The sequence below is a fragment of the Fontibacillus panacisegetis genome (genome assembly GCF_900102215.1).
Lineage (GTDB): Bacteria > Bacillota > Bacilli > Paenibacillales > Paenibacillaceae > Fontibacillus > Fontibacillus panacisegetis.
This window is the reverse complement of sequence record NZ_FNBG01000032.1, coordinates 1-21,443: the sequence shown is the minus strand read 5'-3', so window position 1 is coordinate 21,443 and position 21,443 is coordinate 1. Positions and strand designations below refer to the sequence as shown.

The following is a 21,443-nucleotide window of genomic DNA, read 5'->3' as shown; positions in this document are numbered from 1 at the left end:
ACCCTGTCCAAAAAAGGATGGGGTTTTTCATGATGAATGTAACTGATATAACTATAGGGAGGGAATCATTTGAATACACAAAAACTGGGAGTTCCATTAGAAGGTTTTGCTGAATTTAGCAGAGTAGTCGCTGCAGAAGGTGCTGTGCTGTTAAAGAATGAGGGGCATGTTCTTCCGCTTCAAAAAGATGACAACGTTGCTGTTTTTGGCAGAATTCAAGTGAATTATTATCGCAGCGGCACAGGCTCGGGCGGTAGCGTCAACGTTACCTATACAACCAATTTGTTGGGTGGTCTTCGCAGCAAAAAGAACATCACAGTTAACGAAGAATTAGCGGCTGTATATGAAAAATGGATTGAGCAGAATCCATTTGATAATGGCGGGGGCGGCTGGGCTGCTGAGCCGTGGCATCAGAAGGAAATGCCTTTAACTGATGAGCTGGTGTCAGAGGCCAGACAAAAATCGAACAAGGCGATTATTGTCATCGGACGCACTGCGGGAGAAGACCAGGATAATGCCAACGAGCCGGGCAGCTACCAATTAACAGCAGAGGAAAAAGCCATGCTGAAGCAGGTAACGGCTCATTTTGAACAGACCGTCGTTGTGCTGAATGTTTCAAACATTATAGATATGAACTGGATGAATGATGAAGGCTATGTACACCCGATTCCATGTATCATCTACGCTTGGCAGGGCGGGATGGAAGGCGGTAATGCGATCGCTGACGTGTTAGTTGGGGATGTAGTGCCTAGCGGTAAATTAACCGATACGATCGCTTATTCGATTGAGGATTATCCATCAACCCGTAATTACGGGAATGAATTTACAAACTTTTATCAGGAAGATATTTATGTCGGGTATCGTTATTTTGAGACATTCTGTCCGGATAAAGTATTGTTTGAATTTGGTTATGGTCTGTCGTATACAGAATTCAGGATTGAGCCTGAGGAAGCCAAACTGGTTACCACAGAGGGAGAGAAGCACGTTGAAATTGGCGCAACCGTAACCAATACGGGATCAGCCTTTGCGGGTAAAGAAGTCGTTCAGGTCTATTATGAAGCGCCACAAGGCAAGCTGGGACAGCCAGCTAAAGCTTTGGCAGCATTCGGCAAGACGGAAAATCTTCAGCCGGGTGAATCGCAGCATCTTACTGTGTGCTTCCCTGTTCATTCCATGGCATCCTATGATGATGAAGGTGTGACAGGTCATCCCTCTGCTTATGTTTTGGAAGCGGGCGTCTACCACTTTTATATAGGGAACAGCGTCAAGAATGTTGTAGAAATAAATGTGGAAGGACAAAGTGGTTACGAAGTAGAGTCCCTCCAAGTTGTGGAGCAGCTGCAGGAAGCGCTCGCGCCAACAGAAGGCTTTACAAGAATGAAGCCGGGCGCACAAAAGGAAGACGGTACGTATAAGCTTACTTATGTAGAAGTGCCTGTACAAAAGATTTCTTTGGCCGAGAGAATGGAGAAGAATCTGCCCAAGACCATAAAGCAAACAGGTGACAAAGGCTATAAATTGAAGGATGTACATGAGAAGAAGGTCAGCATGGAAGACTTTATTGCCCAGCTCAGCGATCAGGATCTGGCTGTAATAGTCAGAGGAGAGGGGATGAGCAGTCCGCTAGTTACGCCGGGTACGGCTTCTGCCTTTGGAGGAGTAAGTGACGCGCTGTTGAATTACGGAATTCCAGTGGCTTGCACGGCAGACGGACCGTCCGGAATTCGTATGGATAGCGGTGAGAAGGCTACTCAGGTGTCTATTGGAACCTTGCTCGCTGCTTCATGGAATGTGGAGCTGGTCGAAGAGCTGTATGTTATGGAAGGTCAGGAATTGTTGAGAAACAACATAGACACATTGCTTGGACCTGGTCTCAATATTCGTCGTAGTCCGCTGAATGGACGGAATTTTGAATATTTTTCGGAGGACCCGCTTGTTTCAGGGGCATTTGCTGTAGCTTGCACTCGTGGTATCAAGAAAGGCGGCTCTAACGCTACACTGAAGCATTTCGCCTGCAACAATCAGGAAAAGTACCGTAGTAAGGTAGATGCTGTCGTTTCTGAACGCGCCCTTAGAGAAATTTATTTGAAAGGTTTCGAAATGGCGGTGAAGCAGGGGGTAGCGAATTCAATTATGACCTCCTACAATCCTGTGAATGGGCATTGGGCTGCTTCCAACTATGATCTGAACACTACGATTCTTCGCGGAGAATGGGGCTATAAAGGCATCGTGATGACGGATTGGTGGGCAGTTATGAACGATGTTGTTCACGGAGGGTCACCGGATGCGAAATATACGAACTACATGGTTCGCGCGCAAAACGATCTATATATGGTCGTCAATAATTATGGAGCGGAAATCAATTCCTTGGATGACAATACGATAGCTTCTTTGGAAAATGGCACTCTAACCCGTGGTGAATTACAACGCAGCGCAATGAATATTTGCGAATTCATCATGCATGCGCCTGTATTCTCTAGAAAACAGGTGACGGTAGAGGCGACTCAAAAATTCAAATCAAATGCATCGCTGTCACCGGGGCAAGTACAAGCGATATCTGAGAACGCTCAGATTAAACCAGCTGGAGCTGCGCCAATCTTTATCCAAGTAGATCAAGCCGGAGAATACCGGATCATCGTTCATATCATGTCTCCGGATAATCCTTTGGCACAGAGCGCTTGCATTGTAACACTCAACGATCAACTAATGACGACCATTCAAACGAACGGGACAGAGGGCAAATGGATCAGACAAAGACTTGTCAAAATCGAGCTGGAAGCGGGACTTTACGAGCTGAAGCTTGATTTCATCAAGCCTGGTATGCTGATCGATTGGATTGAGTTTAAACAGGTGTAAGTTTTGAATAGCAACCAAGAGGCTGTCCCAAAAGTTATCTAAGATAACTTTGAGGAACGCTCTTTCAGCAGTGGAGAGGTAAGATATCAGGAAAATGATGTAAAAATGCAGCTTTTTAAAAGTAGCCATGAAAGGATGAACAAAAGCCTGCAAAAATGCAGGAATATGTTTCAGAATAGACTAGTTTGAGGAGAATCCTTAGAGAAAGCCTGCACATTTGCAGGAATTTCAGGAGTCTCGCATCATGCACTATTTTACACATGAGATCGGTCATAGCATATGGCGGGATCAAGCGGTGCAGGGATCGTCTTCCTTGCACCGCTATTTCTAGTTTTGACACTAAACCTACTTTTGGGACAACCCCTTCATTTTGTCTTTATTAGGTGGACAAATGGGTGAAATGTCTTTTAAATAGTGGACACTGCAATATATGGGATATTTGTACTTTGTAGTCCTCAAATATCTATAACTAGTTTGTCTAATTGAAATAATAACCATATATAGATATTTTGGTTAGAGAAGGATGATTCCTTTGGTGTCCACCTTTTAATGGACATTTTTTGTATTTGTCTTTCGGATAGAGACATTTTCTTTTTCCGCAATATAATCATCTTTTCAGGAGGTACTGGTAAATGATCGAAAAATTAGCATGTAGTCTTGGGAGAAATGATGAGGAACCGAATATAGAATTAGCAACGTTGTTATGCAAAAATAGGGATACCGAAGGTATTCGGGAAATTGTAGATGGGTTAAATGGCAAGGATAAGGCGATTGCTAATGACTGTATTAAGGTTTTATATGAGATTGGGAATAACCAGCCTGAATTGATTGCAAATTATGTATCGGATTTTATTTCGCATTTACGATCAAAAAACAACCGCTTGGCTTGGGGAAGTATGACGGCATTGGCAACAATAACAGACCTTAAACCGAGTGAGGTATATGAAAAATTGGATGCTGTTAGAACAGCATATGAAACAGGAAGTGTTATTACAATAGATAATAGTATGACTGTATTTTCAAAGCTTTGTAAAGCTGATCAAAGGTATGAAAAGGAGATATTCCCGTTGTTAATACAGCATTTATCTAACTGCAGACCCAAGGAAGTTCCACAACACGCTGAACGCATTGCAATTTGCCTGAATACAGCCAACATTAAAGAATTTGCAGATGTATTGGAGGCAAGGAAAGGTGATCTGATCGCTTCACAATTGAGAAGAATTGAAAAACTCATGCATAAGGTAAAGGACCTGAAGGAGATGAATTAAATGAAGATAGCACATATTCAAAAAGCAGAGCAAGGATACATCGCTACATTTGAGCGAAGTTTGAAACATCCAATGCAGCAAGTATGGTCTTTCCTTACAGATAATGAAAAACTACAGCGATGGTTCCCTGAGCTTAGTGTGGACGAGCTTATTGAAGGAGGAATAATTCGGTTCGATATGGGAGATGGCAGCTTTGAGGAGATGACTATTCTTGAGCTAAAACCTCTTAGTGTATTGGAGTACACTTGGGATAAGGATCGTGTTCGTTTCGAGCTGTCCGGGGCGGCTGATGGGTGTAAGCTTGTTCTTGTTGAAAAGCTCGCAAGGATCACCGATCATACCCCGCGGGATTTGGCAGGTTGGCATGTTTGTCTCAATGTCATTGCTGCTTTGCTGGATGATAAAGTGGTGGAGTCTCGTAAGGAAGAATGGGAAAAATGGTATGTACAGTATCGTGAGGCAGTTTCGACGCTGTAATGAACCTGTGAAGTAGGTGTCTCCTGCAATAAATCTCTCCCTCATGGTAAACAATAACATCGCAGACTTAATGACCATGACACAGGAGGAGTATCGTAATGACAAAAACAATGGATCTGATCATGTTCAGCGGAGAATACGACAAGGCTATGGCGGGGCTTATATTGGCGAATACAGCCAGGGAGATGGATGTGGAGGTCAATATGTTTTTTGCGTTCTGGGGCTTGTCCTTGATTCGTGATCCGGATCACTTATCAAATGAAGACAAGACACTGTATGAGAAAATGTTCTCGCTTATATCACCTAAGGGTCCCGAAGATCTCCCCCTGTCCAAAATGAACTGGGCTGGAATTGGCAAAAGGGTTTTGCTGGATATGATGGAGGAGGATCATGCCCCGCGGTTGGTTGATTTTCTCAAGGGTGCGCGGAAAAAACAGGTTAATTTCTATGCATGCAAGCTGTCTGTTGAAGTTATGGGATTTAAAAAGGAGGAATTCCTACCGGAAGTTGAAATTGTTGAAGCCAAGGATTTTCTTAAGGGGGCGCTTGAATCCAATATCCAAATGTTTATTTGATGGGTATGGGCATTAACACAATTCTTCGACTCCACATACATTAGAGTAGGTTTGGGATGTTGGGGGGAGCACAATTGCTTCAAGCGAGAATTGGAAGTAAATTTTATTGTAGTCGCAGCGAATTAGAGTCCTATTTCTATCCATTCAGAGAGCTGACCGTTGGAATGGAGCAGTCTTTCATGACAGCGTATGGTAAGAAAAAAATGCTTTATGCAGACTGGACGGCAAGTGGCCGACTGTTTCGACCCATTGAGCATAGACTTACCGACGTGTACGGACCGTTTGTTGCCAACACACATACAGAATCCAATGTTACGGGATCGATGATGACCGCGGCCTATAAGCAATCACAGGATATTATTAAGAACCATGTCCATGCTGACAAATACGACGTATTAATGACGGGCGGTTCTGGAATGACGGCGATGGTGAACAAGCTGCAGCGGCTGCTTGGGATAAAAGTACCTGAGATGGTGCGGCATAAAATACATTTAACCCAAGAGGAGCGCCCGGTCATTTTTGTGACGCATATGGAGCATCACTCCAACCATATTTCATGGATGGAAACCATTGGTGATGTAGTCATTGTCGAGCCCGATGCTGAAGGAAGAGTAAGTCCTGAACAGCTTGATAGACAGCTGATAGGTTATCGAAATCGCAAGCTAAAAATTGGAGCCTTCACCGCTTGTTCTAATGTAACAGGCGTTCAAACTCCGTATCATGCACTATCCAGAAAAATGCACGAGCATGGTGGAGTATGCTTTATCGATTTTTCGGCTTCTGCACCCTATGTGGACATCAATATGCATTCTGCCCATCCGCAGGAGAAGCTGGATGCTATTTATTTTTCTCCCCATAAATTTCTGGGAGGGCCGGGTACAAGCGGTGTCTTAATCGTAGATTCAAGGTTGATCAGCAGCGAGACCCCTGATCACCCTGGGGGAGGAACGGTTCTTTGGAGTAACCCATGGGGAGGCAGACGTTACAAAGGGGAGATCGAAGAACGTGAGGATGGTGGTACTCCAGGATTTTTACAGACCATTAAAACCGCATTATGCATCACACTAAAAGAGAAGATGGGTACACAGCAAATCCGGCAAAGAGAACGGGAAATGCTCGGTATTCTAATGCCCAAACTAAGAAGTATTCCTGGACTTCATGTGCTGGATGGCCATTTGAATGAGCGACACGGTATCGTTTCTTTTCATATGGACAATATCCATTATAATCTGATGGTCCGGCTTCTTAATGACCGTTACGGTATTCAGACGAGAGGGGGCTGCTCCTGCGCGGGAATATTCGGCCACTATATATTTAATATGAATCAATCGATGTCCAGACAAATCACGGATAGTATCGATACGAGAGATTTCAGTCATAAACCTGGCTGGGTCCGTATCTCTTTGCATCCAATTATGACGAACCATGAGATAGAGTACATAGTCCATGCTATTCATGATATTACAGACAATATTGAGGCATATAGAAAAGACTACGTCTACACTCCCCAAAATAATGAATTCCATCATATAAAGTCGGTTCCCAGTTTTTTGAGCGAGCAATGGTTCTCATGGTAACTCTACCTGCCTGTATGATAAGATAGGGTGGAAGATACAACGGGTAGGTTGAGAGGGACTTGAAGTATGAGGAAGCTTGTGATTAGTGATATACACGGCTGTTATGATGAATTTAAAGAACTACTGAACAAAGTAAAATATATACCTTCAGAAGATCAATTGATTCTTCTCGGCGATTATTGCGATCGTGGTCCCAAGAGTAAGGAAGTCATTGAGCAGGTGAGACGACTCGTACAACAGGGGAACGTTATTGCTTTGCGCGGAAATCATGATCAGCTGTTTATCGATGCGATGGAAAACAATGAAAATGCGATATGGATGGAAAACGGCGGGATTTCTACAATCAAGAGCTATGTCGGTAAGGACTGGTTCAAGATGGGGTTTAACTATCCTGAATATAATAGGGCGAAAGCTTTTATCAAAATGTACTATCAGCATCATATCGATTTTTTGAAGTCGTTGCCTCTTTATGCCGAGGATGACCGACATCTATTCGTTCATGCTGGCATTGATCCTGCCTATTCAGGAGACTTGCAGTCACATCCGGACAACATTTTCTTATGGGGGACCAAGCAGTTTATAGGTAATGACCATCAATTAAATAAAACAGTTGTGTTCGGACACATACCCACGAAACGTATCCATGAATCTACTGACATCTGGTTTGGCAATAAAAAGATTGGATTGGACGGAGGATGTTACTTCGGTTATCAATTAAATTGCCTGGAAATCAAAAATAATAGATACAAGCCCTTTGATATACAGATAAACAAAAGCTTGTATGCACGTGTTCTACGATTCTGTCACAAGCTAAAGCAGTTGTACATAACAAAGGTTAAAGATAGAATAGAAAGAGCCTAAAGCATGAATGAGGACAGGACACTGTGGAGCAATTTGATGCAAAAGTGCAGGTTTTTGCCGTAAATGTCTCCAATGCAGGTGAAATGCCTGCAAAAGTGCAGCCTTTTTACTCAATTTGAGCTGAACTGGGTTAAGGGATTCGAAAAGCCTGCACATTTGCATGAATTCACATCGATGATCCATTGAACGGGTAAAAAGCTGCAATTTCGCATCAATTCAACTTCAACCAACCAGATTGATCCATTTGACCGATGAAATGCTGCATTTCGGCAGTAGTTTCATTCGACAAAATTCCTCCCCCAAACAAGAAACGGCTGTTAAGCTGCCGCCACGTAAGTGGATGGGTATTGACGCCTCCGCTCTTCTTGGAAGCACAATGAATGATCCTTCCGTTTCCCAGATAAATGCCTAAATGACTAACCGTTCTTTCAGCTTCTGTTAATCCTCGGTAGTCGGATGCTTTGTTCCCTCTATAGCTTGAGAAGAACAGCAGATCTCCGCGTTTGGCCTCCTTTAATGAAGTATAGGTTTTTGGGGAAAAGGCCTTTACATATGCGGCTTGGCTCCTAGAATCCCAAGGCAAGTCGATACCTACGGCAGATAAGAATACCCACCTCGTAAAATCAGAGCAGTCAAAGGATGAGGGCTCCGTTCGGTCAGATCCATATACATAAGGGACCCCGAGGAAGGATTTAGCAGACTTAATCACATTTTCTACATACTTTCCTCCAATGGGAAGAATGGATGGGTTGGGTGATTGTTTAATGAGCGGATACCCATTAGGATCTACAAGCTGCTTCCCTGTAGCAAGGCTTCGCACTCGATGGGCATAAATTATTTTTTCCACGCCTAAATCTCCGATATACAAATCAGCGTCATTATCCGTTGTTATCGTCTCTTGTTTTTCCACGGATTGTTTTTTTACACCGTTAGTTGCTGCGCAAGAAGATGTGAGCATAAGGCTGCACAATAACCCTAAGGCTAATACTGCTCGTTTTCTCATAAACTCAGTTCCTTTCTACAGGCAATATGAGTTTATGATTGCAAAATTACCCTTTTTTTATGAAAGCAAGAGGCTTATCCGGCTTTTTATCTGAAGCGATGGATTTAGGACCATTAGGTCTATCGGTTTATTTTTGAAAAAAGCTTAGTTAGTCCAAATGGTCAGATGAGCTTTAATGTAGCGGTTTCCCTGCTTGTACAGTAAAAATTGAAACACCCTGCAGGGTGTTTTTTTGTTTTGGATACAAGGTAAGTATATTGCAAATTATTACATCGTTGATTAATATATGTAATGTAATGGAAACGGTTTCACTTCATGGATAGTTTTGCGAAAATTCCAAGACCGAATCCGTCATAATGCAAGCGTTTGCACTAGTGGGCTTTTCATCAAAATATTCTTTTAGGAGGTATTATTGCATGAACTTTGCAGTAAAGGGTAAGAAGTCATTATCGATTTTTATGATTGTAGCACTGCTTCTATCCTGTGTTGGATTAAGTTCGACGGCGGCAAGTGCAGACGTGGATTCGGGAGTGTCTGCATTGGCAGCAGGTAGTGGAACGCCAGTACCGGAGGGACATATCCGTGTTCACTATAACGGAGAAATTAAGGATAACGGTCTTTGGTTATGGGATGATGTTGCGGCTCCTTCAAAAGTCTGGCCATCAGACGCAATCCCGTTTAACAGCACGGATGTCGATTCCTATGGTCCGTATGTTGATGTTGAGCTTGCAAGCCAGGCAAAGAAAATCGGATTTTTGGTAGTGAATAGAGAGAATGAAGTTAAAGAGGGTGAGAATAAGCACCTAACCATTACATCTGCGGCTATGAATGAGGTGTGGATTAAGGTAGGATCAGATACCGTGTATCCTTATGAACCTGTGAATAAGGACCCAAATACAGTCCGTATCCATTATGTCAGAGATGATCAAAAATACAGCTCCTACGGATTGTGGTTGTGGAAGGATGTGCTTACTCCATCTGAAACCATTCCATTGCCTTTTCCAAAGGCTGCTACCCCATTTACAACGGATCAAGTAGACCGTTATGGAGCCTATATTGATGTGCCGCTTAAGGCGGATGCCAAACAGCTCGGCCTTCTTGTCGTCAATCCCAACTTGCAAAGCGATAGTGATGGTGGGGACAAAATGTTTAGTCTTCTGGACAAATACGATCATTTGTGGATTTATCAAGGAGACGATAAGGTCTATATTTCACCGTACAAGGAATTGCCAGTAGCTCTCCTTTCAGCGGAGGCAATATCAGACAGTAAGCTGCTTTTGAATTTTACGATGACAGAGGGTTTGGACCTTGCCGAACTGGAATCTGGATTAAGCATAGAGGATAAGAACGGTACGAGTGTTGCTGTTGAGAGTGTTGTAATTACGGGATCAAAGACGGCAGAAGTAAACCTGAGCTTTTCCCTGGACAATTTCCCTCTGAGTGTTACGTATTCAGGCAGAACTGTAGTGACAACCAAAGGCTGGAGAATGCTTGATGAGATGTATCATTACGAGGGAAATGACCTCGGGGCAACTTATCATAGTGGTAGAGCAACGTTTAAGTTATGGGCACCGACAGCTTCTTCCGTTACCGCAAACGTTTACGATAAGGATGATGCTAACCAATATATTGGTAATGTGGAACTAGCTTTGGGCGACAAAGGCGTATGGACGGCGGATGTTGACCCGACAGAATTGAATTTGTCAGATTTAAAAGGCTATTACTATCAGTATCAGGTCACTAACAATGGTGTAACAAAGGCAGTGCTCGATCCGTATGCCAAATCCATGGCTGCCTTTACTGTGCAGACAACGGGTCAACCGGGCTCTGGCGGTGATACTGTAGGTAAAGCTGCAATCGTAGATTTGACCGGAACTGATCCGGAAGGCTTCGACTATGCACAAATCGATAGTTACAAGAAGAGAGAGGATGCCGTCCTCTGGGAAATTCATGTACGTGATTTCACCTCTGATCCTGCGATTGAAGGAGATCTGAACGCGAGATGGGGATCATACGCAGCCTTCAAGGATAAGCTGGAATATCTTAAATCACTGGGTGTTACTCATGTGCAATTGCTTCCTGTAATGGCGTGGTATTATGGCGATGAGACGAATATGGAAGAAAGAGAGCTTGAATACTCAGCACGAGATAACCAATTCAACTGGGGATATGATCCGCATAATTATTTCTCACCAGACGGAGCTTACTCTGAGGACCCTACGGATCCTGAGCTGAGAATCAAGGAATTGAAGGGTTTAATCGATGCGGTACATGAAGCGGGGATGGGTGTGGTTCTGGATGTTGTGTATACCCACATGGCAAAACCTGACTTCCTGAATGACATCGTTCCAAATTATTATGCATGGCAGGATGCCGATGGGAAATTTGTGGGCACCTTCACTAACAATTTGGCAACCAACCATAAGATGGCCGAGAAGCTAATGATTGATTCCGTAAAATACTGGTTCAAAGAATATAAAATCGACGGTATGCGCTGGGATATGATGGGTGATGCAACCTATGAATCTGTGCAGAACGCTTATAATGAAGCGGTAAAAATCAACCCGGATGCGTTATTTACGGGTGAAGGCTGGAACACATTTAGCGGAAATATTGCCGATCCTTCGCTTGAAGGTAAAGGCGCAACTCAAGCCTGGATGAATAAGACGGATAGTGTTGGTGTATTTTCGGATGAGTTCCGAAATGAATTGAAATCGGGTTATCCTAATGAAGGTGAACCGAGATTTCTTACGGGTGGAGCAAGAGATATTAATGTCATTTTTAACAATATCAAGGCGCAGCCATCAAATACGCCTTCCGATGATCCGGGAGACATTTTACCTTATTTAGAAGCCCATGATAATTTGACGCTTCACGATATTATTGCCTACACCCTGAAGAAGGACCCAACGGTTCCAGAGAATGAGCTTGAAATTCACAAACGACTTCGTCTTGGCAATCTGATGATTATGACCTCGCAGGGGACGGCATTTCTTCATGCAGGGCAAGAATATGGACGGACGAAGCAATGGCTCGCGGATACAGAACCAGAGCAGAAATTTCATGTGATGAAAGATAAGGATAGTAACAAGACCGTTTATTTCATAAGCGATTCTTTTGATTCCACGGATGTTATCAACAAAATTGATTGGGGTAGGGCTACCGATGCGGAGAAATATCCGATTAACAATACGACGGCTAAATATACCTCTGGATTAATCGAGCTCAGAAAATCCACTGATGCCTTTAGACTCGGTGATATGAAGCTGGTTAACAATAATGTAACTCTCATTAAGGCGCCGGAAATTGCAGCTAACGATGTTGCGATCGCATATAAAAATGCATCAACCGACGGTACGGGAAATTACTATGTATTTATGAACGGTGACAACAAGGAAAGAACGTTTACGATTGGGGAGGATCTGACCTCAGGCAAAGTGCTCGTAGATAACGATGAAGCTGGAGCAACAGAGGTCAACAATCGTACTGGATTTAAGCTTACTTCCGGTTCCATTACGCTTGAGCCATTAACCGCGGTAGTTATCAATAAAAAGGATAACGGTAGCGTACCTGGAACACCACCGTCTGGTGGCACATCATACAGCGGCTCCGGCTCAGGAGCTTCAGTGCCTGCAAGTAATTCGACCACCGATGCACTAAGCAAGCTGCTTACAAATTTGCCTAAAGATGATGCCAAGGCAGCAGAGGCGATTATTGCAGCGTTGAACGAATCAGGTACTGTTGCTGATGTTAAAGCAGAGGACGTAAAGGGAACTAATGTAGCAGCTGTGAATGCTGCAAAATTACAAACAGCGCTTAACAATTTACAGAAAGGCCTTGAATCTGTAGAGAAAGCACTTGCGGGAAATAGTAAGCTGCTGGAGAAGGTCAAAGCGGGAGTAGCTATCACCGTTAAGGTGGCAGACGTGAGCGGAACCTCAGTAGAGGTGAGTGTGCCTGCAGACGTTCTGGACAAAATCAATCAGGCGGGCCTTGCCATTACGCTAGTAACTTCGGATGCAGTTATAACGATCCCTGCCAATGCACTTGAGGCGGCTGGTGCCAAGGAATTTAAATTAACGAAGAAGTTAATTGGGGAGACTGAGGCGCAGTCTATATTGAACCAGGCAGGCATTGCGAATCAATCATTGCAGCCTGTTAGCAGAATGTTCGGATTCACTATTACCGTGATCGATAAGAATGGCAATAGCAGTAACGTGACTACTTTTAACAAAAACCTGAACGTATTCTTGCAATTGACTGCACAGAATCTGGCGAAGCTTGCAGATAAGAGAAAAGCTGGTGTATACCATATTGCCGCTGATGGATTAACAAACTTCAAGGGCGGTAAATTCAATGGGCAGCAGATCCATTTCTTGACCGACCACTTTAGTAATTTCATTGTGCTGGAATCCACTAAAACCTTTGGTGATACTGTGGGGAACTGGGCGAAGGATTACATTGAGGTGCTTGCTGCCAGATCCATCACTGATGGTGTGACTTCGGATCAATTTGCACCAAAAGGAACAGTAACAAGAGGTCAAATGGCCGTGTTCCTCGGCAGAGCATTAAATATTGCTGAAGAGAGCCAAGGCGCAGCTTTCACAGATGTATCTGGCGATCAATATTATGCAGGGTATGTAAATGCGATGAAGTTGGCCGGAATTATGAATGGCTACGAAGATGGAACCTTCCGTCCAGATCAGGACGTAACGCGTGAAGAAATGGTTACGATGATTATGAAGGCCTACAGCTACACTACGGGTGAGACAACTGCGGTAGAATCAGGATCGGGGTCATTCAAGGATATCCATCTGGTGAGTGAATATGCCGTGGACAGCCTGAAGGCTGCAGCATCTCTCGGTTTTGTGGAGGGCGTTGCAGACGGTTATTTTGAGCCTAAGTCTCTCTTCACACGTGCTCAAATGGCTAAAGTATTAATTAAGCTCATGGAGAAGACGGGGCAATTTTAGAATAGCGGTAAATTGATAGCTATCGGAAGAACTCTCCGGAGGAAACTCTGGGGAGTTCTTTTACGTTTTTTGGGTGTACACTATCCAAGTGACGTCCTGGGGGATTTTTGGCTAGTGGTTGTTGGCTGTCCGTTTCGATCTGGTTGTATCAGAGGTATATGGAAAATTTGCTCGAAGCAAAACAAAATTAATTCAAAAGCAATTGTTGGGTTGTAATACTTTTGCCATGTTCATCTAAACAGGAGTAACCGATAATAACTCTATAGTAAAAAAAGGAAGTAAGGAGAGTTCGGTATGGCGATTGTTCAAGTAAAGTCTACGAATCCGCAGTTTTCGTTCTTGATTAAAAAGAACCCAAATTCCGGAATGATTCTTCGAAGTATTCGAAAAGGTACGGCGTATGGATGGTACACCGATGAGAGTACATACAATGTTTATTTTAAGGATGCAGATAATGAAATTTCCTACAAGCAGCACGAGCAGGACAATTTCGAATATTTAAATGTTTCACGATATAACACACCTTTGTTTCCTTTGAATGCCATAAATGAGTTTTTCAGCTCACCGCTTAAAAGTCATGATGAAAGAGATACGGAGGGGTACGAGCACACCTTTTACATCAGTATGATCCACATTGAGCTAATCCGGTATATCGAGTTTTTTGAAAAGCATCTCAAGGACTTCTCGTTCGAAGTGACTCTTCAGGCTCATAAGAGCTATTCACTGACAGTGAAGACACAAAAAAGCTTATATCAGCTTCTGCATGTCGTAAGTGTCTTGTGTTTGTTTCTATCCATGTTCGGTAATGAGTACATAGATATCTCGGATAGTGTCCTGGATAAATACATCAAGAGTATCAATGTGATCGACGCACCATTTTATATCCGTAGTTTGTTTGTACGCAATTTCCTGTCTTCTAAAGATCGGTACAACAAATTCAAAGCGGAGCTTGAGAGCACAAGCCGCTACGAAATCCAGTTTGCTTATGGAGGAACCGCATTTCAGCGTAGAAGCTTTATCGGCAATGTGCTGCCATTTGGCAAATCAATTTTGGATGTGGGCTGTGGAGAGGGATTTTATGCCCTTTCTTTTGCCGGCAAGATTGAAGCCAATTACTATGCGATAGATGTCAATGATGAGGTTCTGGATAAAGTGAAACGTAAAGCAGAATCCAGGCAAATCGATAATATCGTAACGTTTCAGTCTATCCATCATTTCCTGGAGGAGTATAGCGGCGAACAAGTAGATATTATCTTGACTGAGGTGATCGAGCATATGAGTCAAGAGGAGTCGGCTGAGCTAATTCAACAGATCTATCGCGACGTTGATTTTGAGCACTTTATCATCACAACCCCGAATGCGGACTTTAACCAGTTCTACGAATTGACCGATTTCCGACATGATGATCATAAATGGGAAATGGGGCAGGAGGCTTTTCAGCAGTGGATGCTGGAAGTCATTGCGGAGTCCGGCTTGCAATATGAATTCGTGGCGATCGGGGACGGGGTTAACCATATTCAAACGACGCAGGGCGTCATTCTCAAGAAAGGGGGGAATTAATCCATGGAAATGCGGACAAAAATGCATACCATCTTCATGCTTGTCGGTTCAACGGAATGCGGAAAAACTACGTTTGCCAAGGAGGTACTAATTCCGGGGCTCAGGTTTGAGGACGCTAATACAAATCTAAAAGCAAACGTTCAATATCTGTCTTCGGACCAAATCCGTCAAGAGGTCCTTGGATATGATTATGATAAATACGATCAGGTGATGCTGGAGGCAAGTGAGCAGGCGTTTCATCTCTTATTTGAGAAGCTGAAAATGGTCACTTCGTATCCCGTAAATGCGGAATTTGTAGTGGTTGATACCACTGGACTTGCAGAAGACTTTAGAAAAAAGGTAAAAAGCATAGCGCAATCTAATCATTATCATCTTGAGGTGATCGTGTTTGATTATCGAAAAAGAGAGGATTATTACGCATCAGAACGATCTAAAAAGCTCATTACGAACCATATTAATCGTTTGAAAAAGGATGTATTGGGCTCTCTGTCCCGTGAGGGCTACGATAAGATTCATAAGGTGCGCGCAAAAGATTTTTATTTGAAAAATGAAGGAAAGGCTAATTCGGATTACTGCGTTGTAATTGAGGATCTGAACGCTTATGCAGAGACGTTCCTTCTACAGGATCAGCGATACATTATTGTGGGTGACGTCCATGAATGTGTAGATGATCTGACGAGCTTGCTGAAAGATTATGGCTACCAGATCGAGGCGGGCGAGCTCATCGCTGGGGAAAAGCTGCGAAATACGAAGATCATTCTGGTCGGTGATTGGATGGATAAGGGGAAAAATACTCAGGCCGTGATCGAGTTCCTATATCATAATCGAGAGCATTTCTTGTTTGTAATGGGGAATCATGAGAACTTCGTATATAAATATTTGAAGGGCGAAATTAACGGTGTGGATAAAGAGCTTCTTCATACCTATTTTGATTCCACGGAGGTTCTTCAGTCCAATGCAGAGCTAATGCTGAAATTTGAGCATTTGATTTCTGTATCGAAGCCATTTTATCGCTATGTGGGTACAGTAGGGTCATCCTACGTTATAACTCACGCACCTTGTAAAAATAAATATATCGGCAAATTGGATATCCAGTCTATCCGCCAGCAGCGTAATTTTCGGATTAACAGGGAAGCGTCGTTGGAAGAGCAGCTCGCGTTCCTTCAGGAAGAGGCCGTCAGGAATTACCCGTATCATATATTTGGACACGTCGCAGCCAAGCAGTCGTTTCGAATTCGCAATAAAATTCACCTTGATACTGGAGCTGTGCATGGGAATGGATTAACATCCGTCATGATCTCATATAAGCCATTTATGAAATCGCATAAGTCACGGACTGCGGTTATTAACGAGGAGCTCCAGGTATTGTTTAAAGAAAAGCGGAAGGTATCGATAGAGGATCTTGGAGAGGACGATGTCCGCAGGCTTAACTACTGTTCACGGAATAAAATTAACTTCATTTCGGGTACGATGTCGCCAGCCGATAAGGATCAGGATACACTTGAGCTTGAATCGTTGAAGCGGGGGCTTGATTATTTTAAGGAGCATGGTATTCACCAGATTGTTTTGCAGCCAAAGTATATGGGTTCCCGGTGCAACATCTATCTGCATAAGGAGTTGGATCAATGTTTCGCAGTGAGCCGGAATGGTTATAAGGTGAATCAAGTCGATTTGACGGAGGTTTATGACAAGCTTCTGGTCAAGTTTGGCGGGTATATGGATCAGCATCATATTCGTATGTTGATTTTGGATGGGGAGCTTATGCCTTGGAATGCGCTTGGGGAAGGGTTGATTAAGCGTCAATTCAAGCCCATCGAGAAGGCACTTGAGACGGAGTTGGAATTTTTGCAGCAGAACGGCTTCGAATCAGCCCTTCAGAGCTTAACCCAAGAATATGAGGTCAGCGGCTACGCGCAGGATCAGTCTCGAATCTCAAAAGGCGCCCTGAGTGAAAAATATGGATCGAGCGTCTATCAGAACTATAAATATCTTCATGAAATTCAGGAGACATACGTGCCGTTAGCTGATCATGTTCGGGCATATGAGATGTATAAAAGACAGCTTGATCTATATGCGGAAGAGGGGATCATGGAATATAAGCCGTTCGCCATTTTAAAAATGGTTTTTGACAGTGGTGAGGAGCAAATTCCACAGTGGAACACTTCGGAGATGTATGCTTTTTTGTCAGAGGATGAAGCTGTCACTCTGGATTTGTCCGATTCGGAAAGCTATGAATTGGCAGAACAATTTTTTTCTAAGCTGACGATGGAGAACCATATGGAAGGTGTTGTTATCAAACCTGAAGTTTGGGATGGACGGACAGTACCGTACATGAAGGTACGAAACCCTGATTACTTATCAATTATTTATGGCTATGACTATCAATTTCCGCATAAGTATCGGAAACTGATGAAACAAAAAAATATAGCCCGTAAGCTTCGCACCTCACTCAACGAGTACAAGCTTGGTGTCGACATGCTTGGCATTAGGCAAGCTGATATTGCCCCTGGAGATGAAGCGTATCGGGAGATTGCGGCTAATCTGTTATTTGAGGTTGCCCAGGAGCAGGAAATTGATCCACGTCTTTAACGGAACATGCTGGCGTGAATGTATATTACTTTTTTTTCAAAGCAACATCATTTCTGGTTAGGAGGTAGGGGGTGAGCCCCTTCGCGATAGCTCGATGTCCCCGATCATTGGGGTGAATAGGTAGAGATCCACTTAATGCATCTTCAATTCTACCTTTTTTGTACCCGTAAATAAGCTCTGCTTGCTTTCCCTCAAACCATTGATGAGCGGGAGCGACATTTACGCTACAGCTTTGGGCGACTTGATTCGTCACTGCGTTTAATCGGTTTATCCAATCAGCCGCGAGAGGACTGTTCGGGAACGGATTGTACTGTGTACAGAGGACAATGCGGGCCCGGCTGCCTTTTTTAATCCGGTTAATCATGCTGCACAAATTTCTTTTATACACGGATAATATTTCTTTTGTGGAAAATGGCTGTTTGTTTCTAAGTGAAAAAAGTGCAGCATTTGCTAAATCGACGCCTCCGATCCATATGGAAACGACAGAGGAGTGGCTAATCATCGAGGACCCTTGCCAGATTACGGAATCTAGCAGGTCATAGCTATTCCAGCCAGGCCGTGCCAGAACATACCCGGTAGTCTTGCATGAACATGAATTTAAAGAAGCTACGGCTAGTTGAGGATAAGCATTTTTAAATGAGGACGCATTCTCCCCAAAGGTAATGGAATCTCCGAGAGCTGTATAGATCATAAAAATGTCACCAACCCATTGATAGACTTTTTACGCGCTAGCGTATTTCGCATGTGTATCTTAAGTATATTATTTCCGTTATGCACTGGATGTGCGGGTATTGGTCTAATGGGGTTGTTTGCATTTTTATCATTTATTGGCTGAAGAAAATCCAAAATATAGGGGGATTTGTACAAAGAAAATGCACTATCGATATGTTAAGATATTTAACATCATTATAGGGGGGTTAGGCGAAAAGGGATTGACACTTGAACAGTTGGGGGGCACATTATGTATGATTGGTTAGGGTTTAAAACAGGCTATCCATTGTCGAAATCATGGAGACTAAATAAGCATTTAAAGAAAGATGCGGAGCGCACGTTTGAAGGGATTTCCGAGACTAGAAAGCAAATTTTAATGGATTGGGCTAATGAAACATGGTTTGGCTTGGAACGGTTGGGAGCTCAGTTAACGGCAAAATGGGAACAAACAGGTTATGATTCAGATAGTCTAAAGCAAGAATACATAGTGCAAGCAATGAATAAAACTTATCATCAAATGTCAGATTTAACTGAGTTGTTTCTGCTAGATTCCTCTAATGAAGTAATAGTTTCAACTTACTCAAAACATACAGGCACAGCTTATCACGACCGCAGCGTTCTATCGCCAGCGATTTCATATTTAGGAGGGCATGCATTCGACCAGCCGTTATTATATGGCCCATATAAGGATGAGTTGACCTTACGTATAGGACCTAGATCTTCTTCTTTTCATGATGCTGTGACTCTTTTATTTTTGTTACCGATTACATTTAATGGAAAGTCCATAGCTTATTTATGCGGACGAGTGCCAAACGATGTGATAGGAGATTTAATACAGCGAGAAGCAGGGCATATTTACCCGGATTCGGGAGACAACTATTTGTTTATGGTGGAACCCGTATTACAAAAGGATATTGATCCTGGGACAGCTTTATCCAGAAGCCGATTTGAGGATAAGACCTTTACGATGGGTGAAAATCTGAAGGATGGCGTGACGACAAACTGGGGAACGGTTTCTGTAAAAGATCATACCGAGCTGGAGCTCAAATTCATTAGTCCGGCTACAAAGGAGCTACATCCCGGTGTTGCAAATACGATTCGAAATGGAAGTAATTTGTTTGTAGATTTTCCAGGATATCCGGATTATCGCTATATTCCAGTAATCGGAAAGGGCTGTACCCTTCAATTGCCGCATTGTCCGGATGTATGGGGAATGATGTGTGAAGTGGATTTTGAGGAAGTATACCGGATTAGAAGTATGGGCACAAAACGGCGCCAGATACTTGCTTATGCCACTGGTGCAATTGCAGTAATTTCCGCAGGTATTATTATGTTACTTTATTCACAATTACCCCCTTGGATTTTAGCTGGTATCGTCTGTTTATTTCATTTTTTCACAGGAATAGGTGTTTTGAAATATCTTTATCATAGAGAAGATAATCGTGAAATTAAGCAATTGCTGAAAGTTAAAAATTTCATTCAAACCAATGCGGAGGGTAAAGGTGATCTTACCAAACGATTGACTTTGGGGCAATTTAATAATGATGAGATCAAGGAAATCGCCAAGTGGTTGAACAACATGATGGACACCCTAGAAGGAATCATGTTAAAGGTTAAAGCGGCGGCTGTTCAAGTATCCGATAGTCAGGCAGTGCTGAATGAGACAGCAAGCGTAACCACAGATTCTACTAAGAAAGTGAGTGACCAGGTCACAGACGTGATTAACAGTATTCGTACACAACTGAAAGATATTGAGCAAGTACGAGAAATGGCGGATACGATGCGCATGACACTAAATGAAATTGAAGAGCAAGCGATGTCTCAAATCGGTGTAGCTCAGTCCGGTGTAGGTCGCATTGGCGATAAAATGGAGGAAATCTCCGGTAAGGTAATGGAGACGAATAAGAGTATTCATGCTTTTGTCGAGACGACACAGGAAATTAAAAATGTACTTCAGGTTATAGAAGAAATTTCTGCCCAGACGAATCTGCTTGCGCTTAATGCTTCAATAGAAGCGGCTCATGTTGGAGAATTGGGTAGTGGATTTGCCGTAGTGGCGGGAGAAATTCGCAAGCTTGCTAACTTGACTAAAACATCGACCTCAGAGGTTTATCAAATCACTGACAAAATATATAAAGAAGCCGAGCAAGCCTTCTCAATCATGAATGAAGGGAATAAGGTAGTAGAAGAAGGAAATGAGTTGGTAGCTACAGTAGCCGGAACACTTGACATAGCTTTTAATCAGGATGAACGTAAGAATGAAGTAGTTGATCAAGTGGTAGAACTGCTTGAGCAAATCGCTCTTGTCAGTCGCCAGAATCGAACCGTATCTTATAGCGTGGAGAATAAGGTGCATGAATTAACAGAAGAGATAGTTGGAGTACAAGATACCTCTAAATATGTAGAGACGATTACTAATCAATTACAGCATATTGTTGGACAATTTAAACTTACAGAGGACCGAGCTAAATAGGTGATGCATAACAGATTGATTACTGACAACCGTGATATAAAAAGCTTCTTGTTTAGCAGTGGCAAGGCAAGATATCAGGAAAACATGTAAAAATGCAGTTTTATAAAAGTAGCCATGAAAGGATGAACAAAAGCCTGCAAAAATGCAGGAATATGGTTCAGAATAGACTAGTTTGAAGCGAATCCTTAGAGAAAGCCTGCACATTTCAGGCTGTTGAGATACCCCTACTTTTAAACTTAGTATCGAAAGAAAAATGAAAACGAAGGTGTAAAATACAATACGAAATCTTGTGCATATTCGAGATAGTCCTTCTGGAAAGATGAAGGGCTATCTTCTTAATATTCTGAGCAGTTGCGGTTAGCAACGCTTGAATCTGTACATTTTCTCTACCCCGAAACCGGCAATAGCGAAGCCCGTGGAGCACTTTGGCATCCGCGAAGCTTCGCTCTATAGTTTGGCATCGTATGGCGTAAGCAGCTTTTCCTGCATCACTTTGCCGGTATTTTGCTACTTTTTCCTT

The 21,443-nt window shown here is 43.0% G+C and carries 13 protein-coding genes; 10 read left to right on the top strand and 3 right to left on the bottom strand.

Annotated elements, in window-relative coordinates; genetic code table 11:
* Positions 1-69: 69 nt before the first annotated feature.
* The 6 genes from BLS49_RS20405 (at position 70) to BLS49_RS20380 (ending at position 7,614) form a co-directional block, all read left to right on the top strand.
* The gene (locus BLS49_RS20405; protein ID WP_091235214.1) at positions 70-2,856 is read left to right on the top strand and encodes a glycoside hydrolase family 3 C-terminal domain-containing protein; all 2,787 of its coding nucleotides are present in this window, start codon (positions 70-72) and stop codon (positions 2,854-2,856) included.
* A 632-nt stretch (positions 2,857-3,488) separates the two neighbouring features.
* A complete protein-coding gene (locus tag BLS49_RS20400; protein WP_091235211.1) occupies positions 3,489-4,124 on the top strand; it encodes a hypothetical protein in 636 nt (211 codons plus the stop codon).
* Entirely contained in the window at positions 4,125-4,601 is a 477-nt protein-coding gene (locus tag BLS49_RS20395; RefSeq protein WP_091235208.1) for an SRPBCC family protein, read from the top strand.
* A 98-nt stretch (positions 4,602-4,699) separates the two neighbouring features.
* Positions 4,700-5,176: a DsrE/DsrF/DrsH-like family protein gene (locus tag BLS49_RS20390; RefSeq protein WP_091235206.1), complete on the top strand. Its 477-nt coding sequence runs from the start codon at positions 4,700-4,702 to the stop codon at positions 5,174-5,176.
* 74 nt (positions 5,177-5,250) lie between these two features.
* On the top strand, positions 5,251-6,753 hold the full coding sequence (locus BLS49_RS20385; RefSeq protein ID WP_245742608.1) for an aminotransferase class V-fold PLP-dependent enzyme: 1,503 nt from the start codon (positions 5,251-5,253) through the stop codon (positions 6,751-6,753).
* A 66-nt stretch (positions 6,754-6,819) separates the two neighbouring features.
* A complete protein-coding gene (locus BLS49_RS20380; protein ID WP_091235201.1) occupies positions 6,820-7,614 on the top strand; it encodes a metallophosphoesterase family protein in 795 nt (264 codons plus the stop codon).
* A 211-nt stretch (positions 7,615-7,825) separates the two neighbouring features.
* Here BLS49_RS20380 and BLS49_RS20375 read toward each other — a convergent pair whose 3' ends face one another.
* Positions 7,826-8,617 carry a C40 family peptidase gene (locus BLS49_RS20375; protein ID WP_091235199.1) on the bottom strand — a complete coding sequence of 264 codons (792 nt, stop codon included), beginning with the start codon at positions 8,615-8,617 and terminating at the stop codon, positions 7,826-7,828.
* Positions 8,618-9,033: 416 nt separating this feature from the next.
* Here BLS49_RS20375 and BLS49_RS20370 point away from each other — a divergent pair, with 416 nt between their 5' ends.
* The 3 genes from BLS49_RS20370 to BLS49_RS20360 all read left to right on the top strand — a co-directional run bounded on the left by BLS49_RS20370 (position 9,034) and on the right by BLS49_RS20360 (position 17,739).
* Positions 9,034-13,590, top strand: a complete 4,557-nt coding sequence (locus BLS49_RS20370; protein ID WP_245742607.1) for a pullulanase — start codon at positions 9,034-9,036, stop codon at positions 13,588-13,590.
* Positions 13,591-13,884: 294 nt separating this feature from the next.
* Complete coding sequence (locus tag BLS49_RS20365) at positions 13,885-15,150, top strand: class I SAM-dependent methyltransferase (RefSeq protein ID WP_091235193.1); 1,266 nt, start codon at positions 13,885-13,887, stop codon at positions 15,148-15,150.
* A gap of 3 nt (positions 15,151-15,153) precedes the next feature.
* Positions 15,154-17,739: a metallophosphoesterase gene (locus tag BLS49_RS20360; RefSeq protein WP_091235191.1), complete on the top strand. Its 2,586-nt coding sequence runs from the start codon at positions 15,154-15,156 to the stop codon at positions 17,737-17,739.
* Between the two features lie 25 nt (positions 17,740-17,764).
* Here the strand turns inward: BLS49_RS20360 and BLS49_RS20355 are convergent, their stop codons facing one another.
* Positions 17,765-18,430 (bottom strand): SGNH/GDSL hydrolase family protein, encoded by a 666-nt coding sequence (locus BLS49_RS20355; protein WP_091235189.1) that lies wholly within the window; start codon positions 18,428-18,430, stop codon positions 17,765-17,767.
* A gap of 270 nt (positions 18,431-18,700) precedes the next feature.
* Between BLS49_RS20355 and BLS49_RS20350 the strand changes: the two genes are divergently transcribed.
* The gene (locus BLS49_RS20350) at positions 18,701-20,923 is read left to right on the top strand and encodes a methyl-accepting chemotaxis protein (RefSeq protein WP_091235187.1); all 2,223 of its coding nucleotides are present in this window, start codon (positions 18,701-18,703) and stop codon (positions 20,921-20,923) included.
* 205 nt (positions 20,924-21,128) lie between these two features.
* On the opposite strand, the gene BLS49_RS20345 is transcribed toward BLS49_RS20350, so the two are convergent.
* Positions 21,129-21,443 (bottom strand): transposase (locus BLS49_RS20345; protein ID WP_245742606.1); only part of this gene is annotated, 315 nt, incomplete at its 5' end.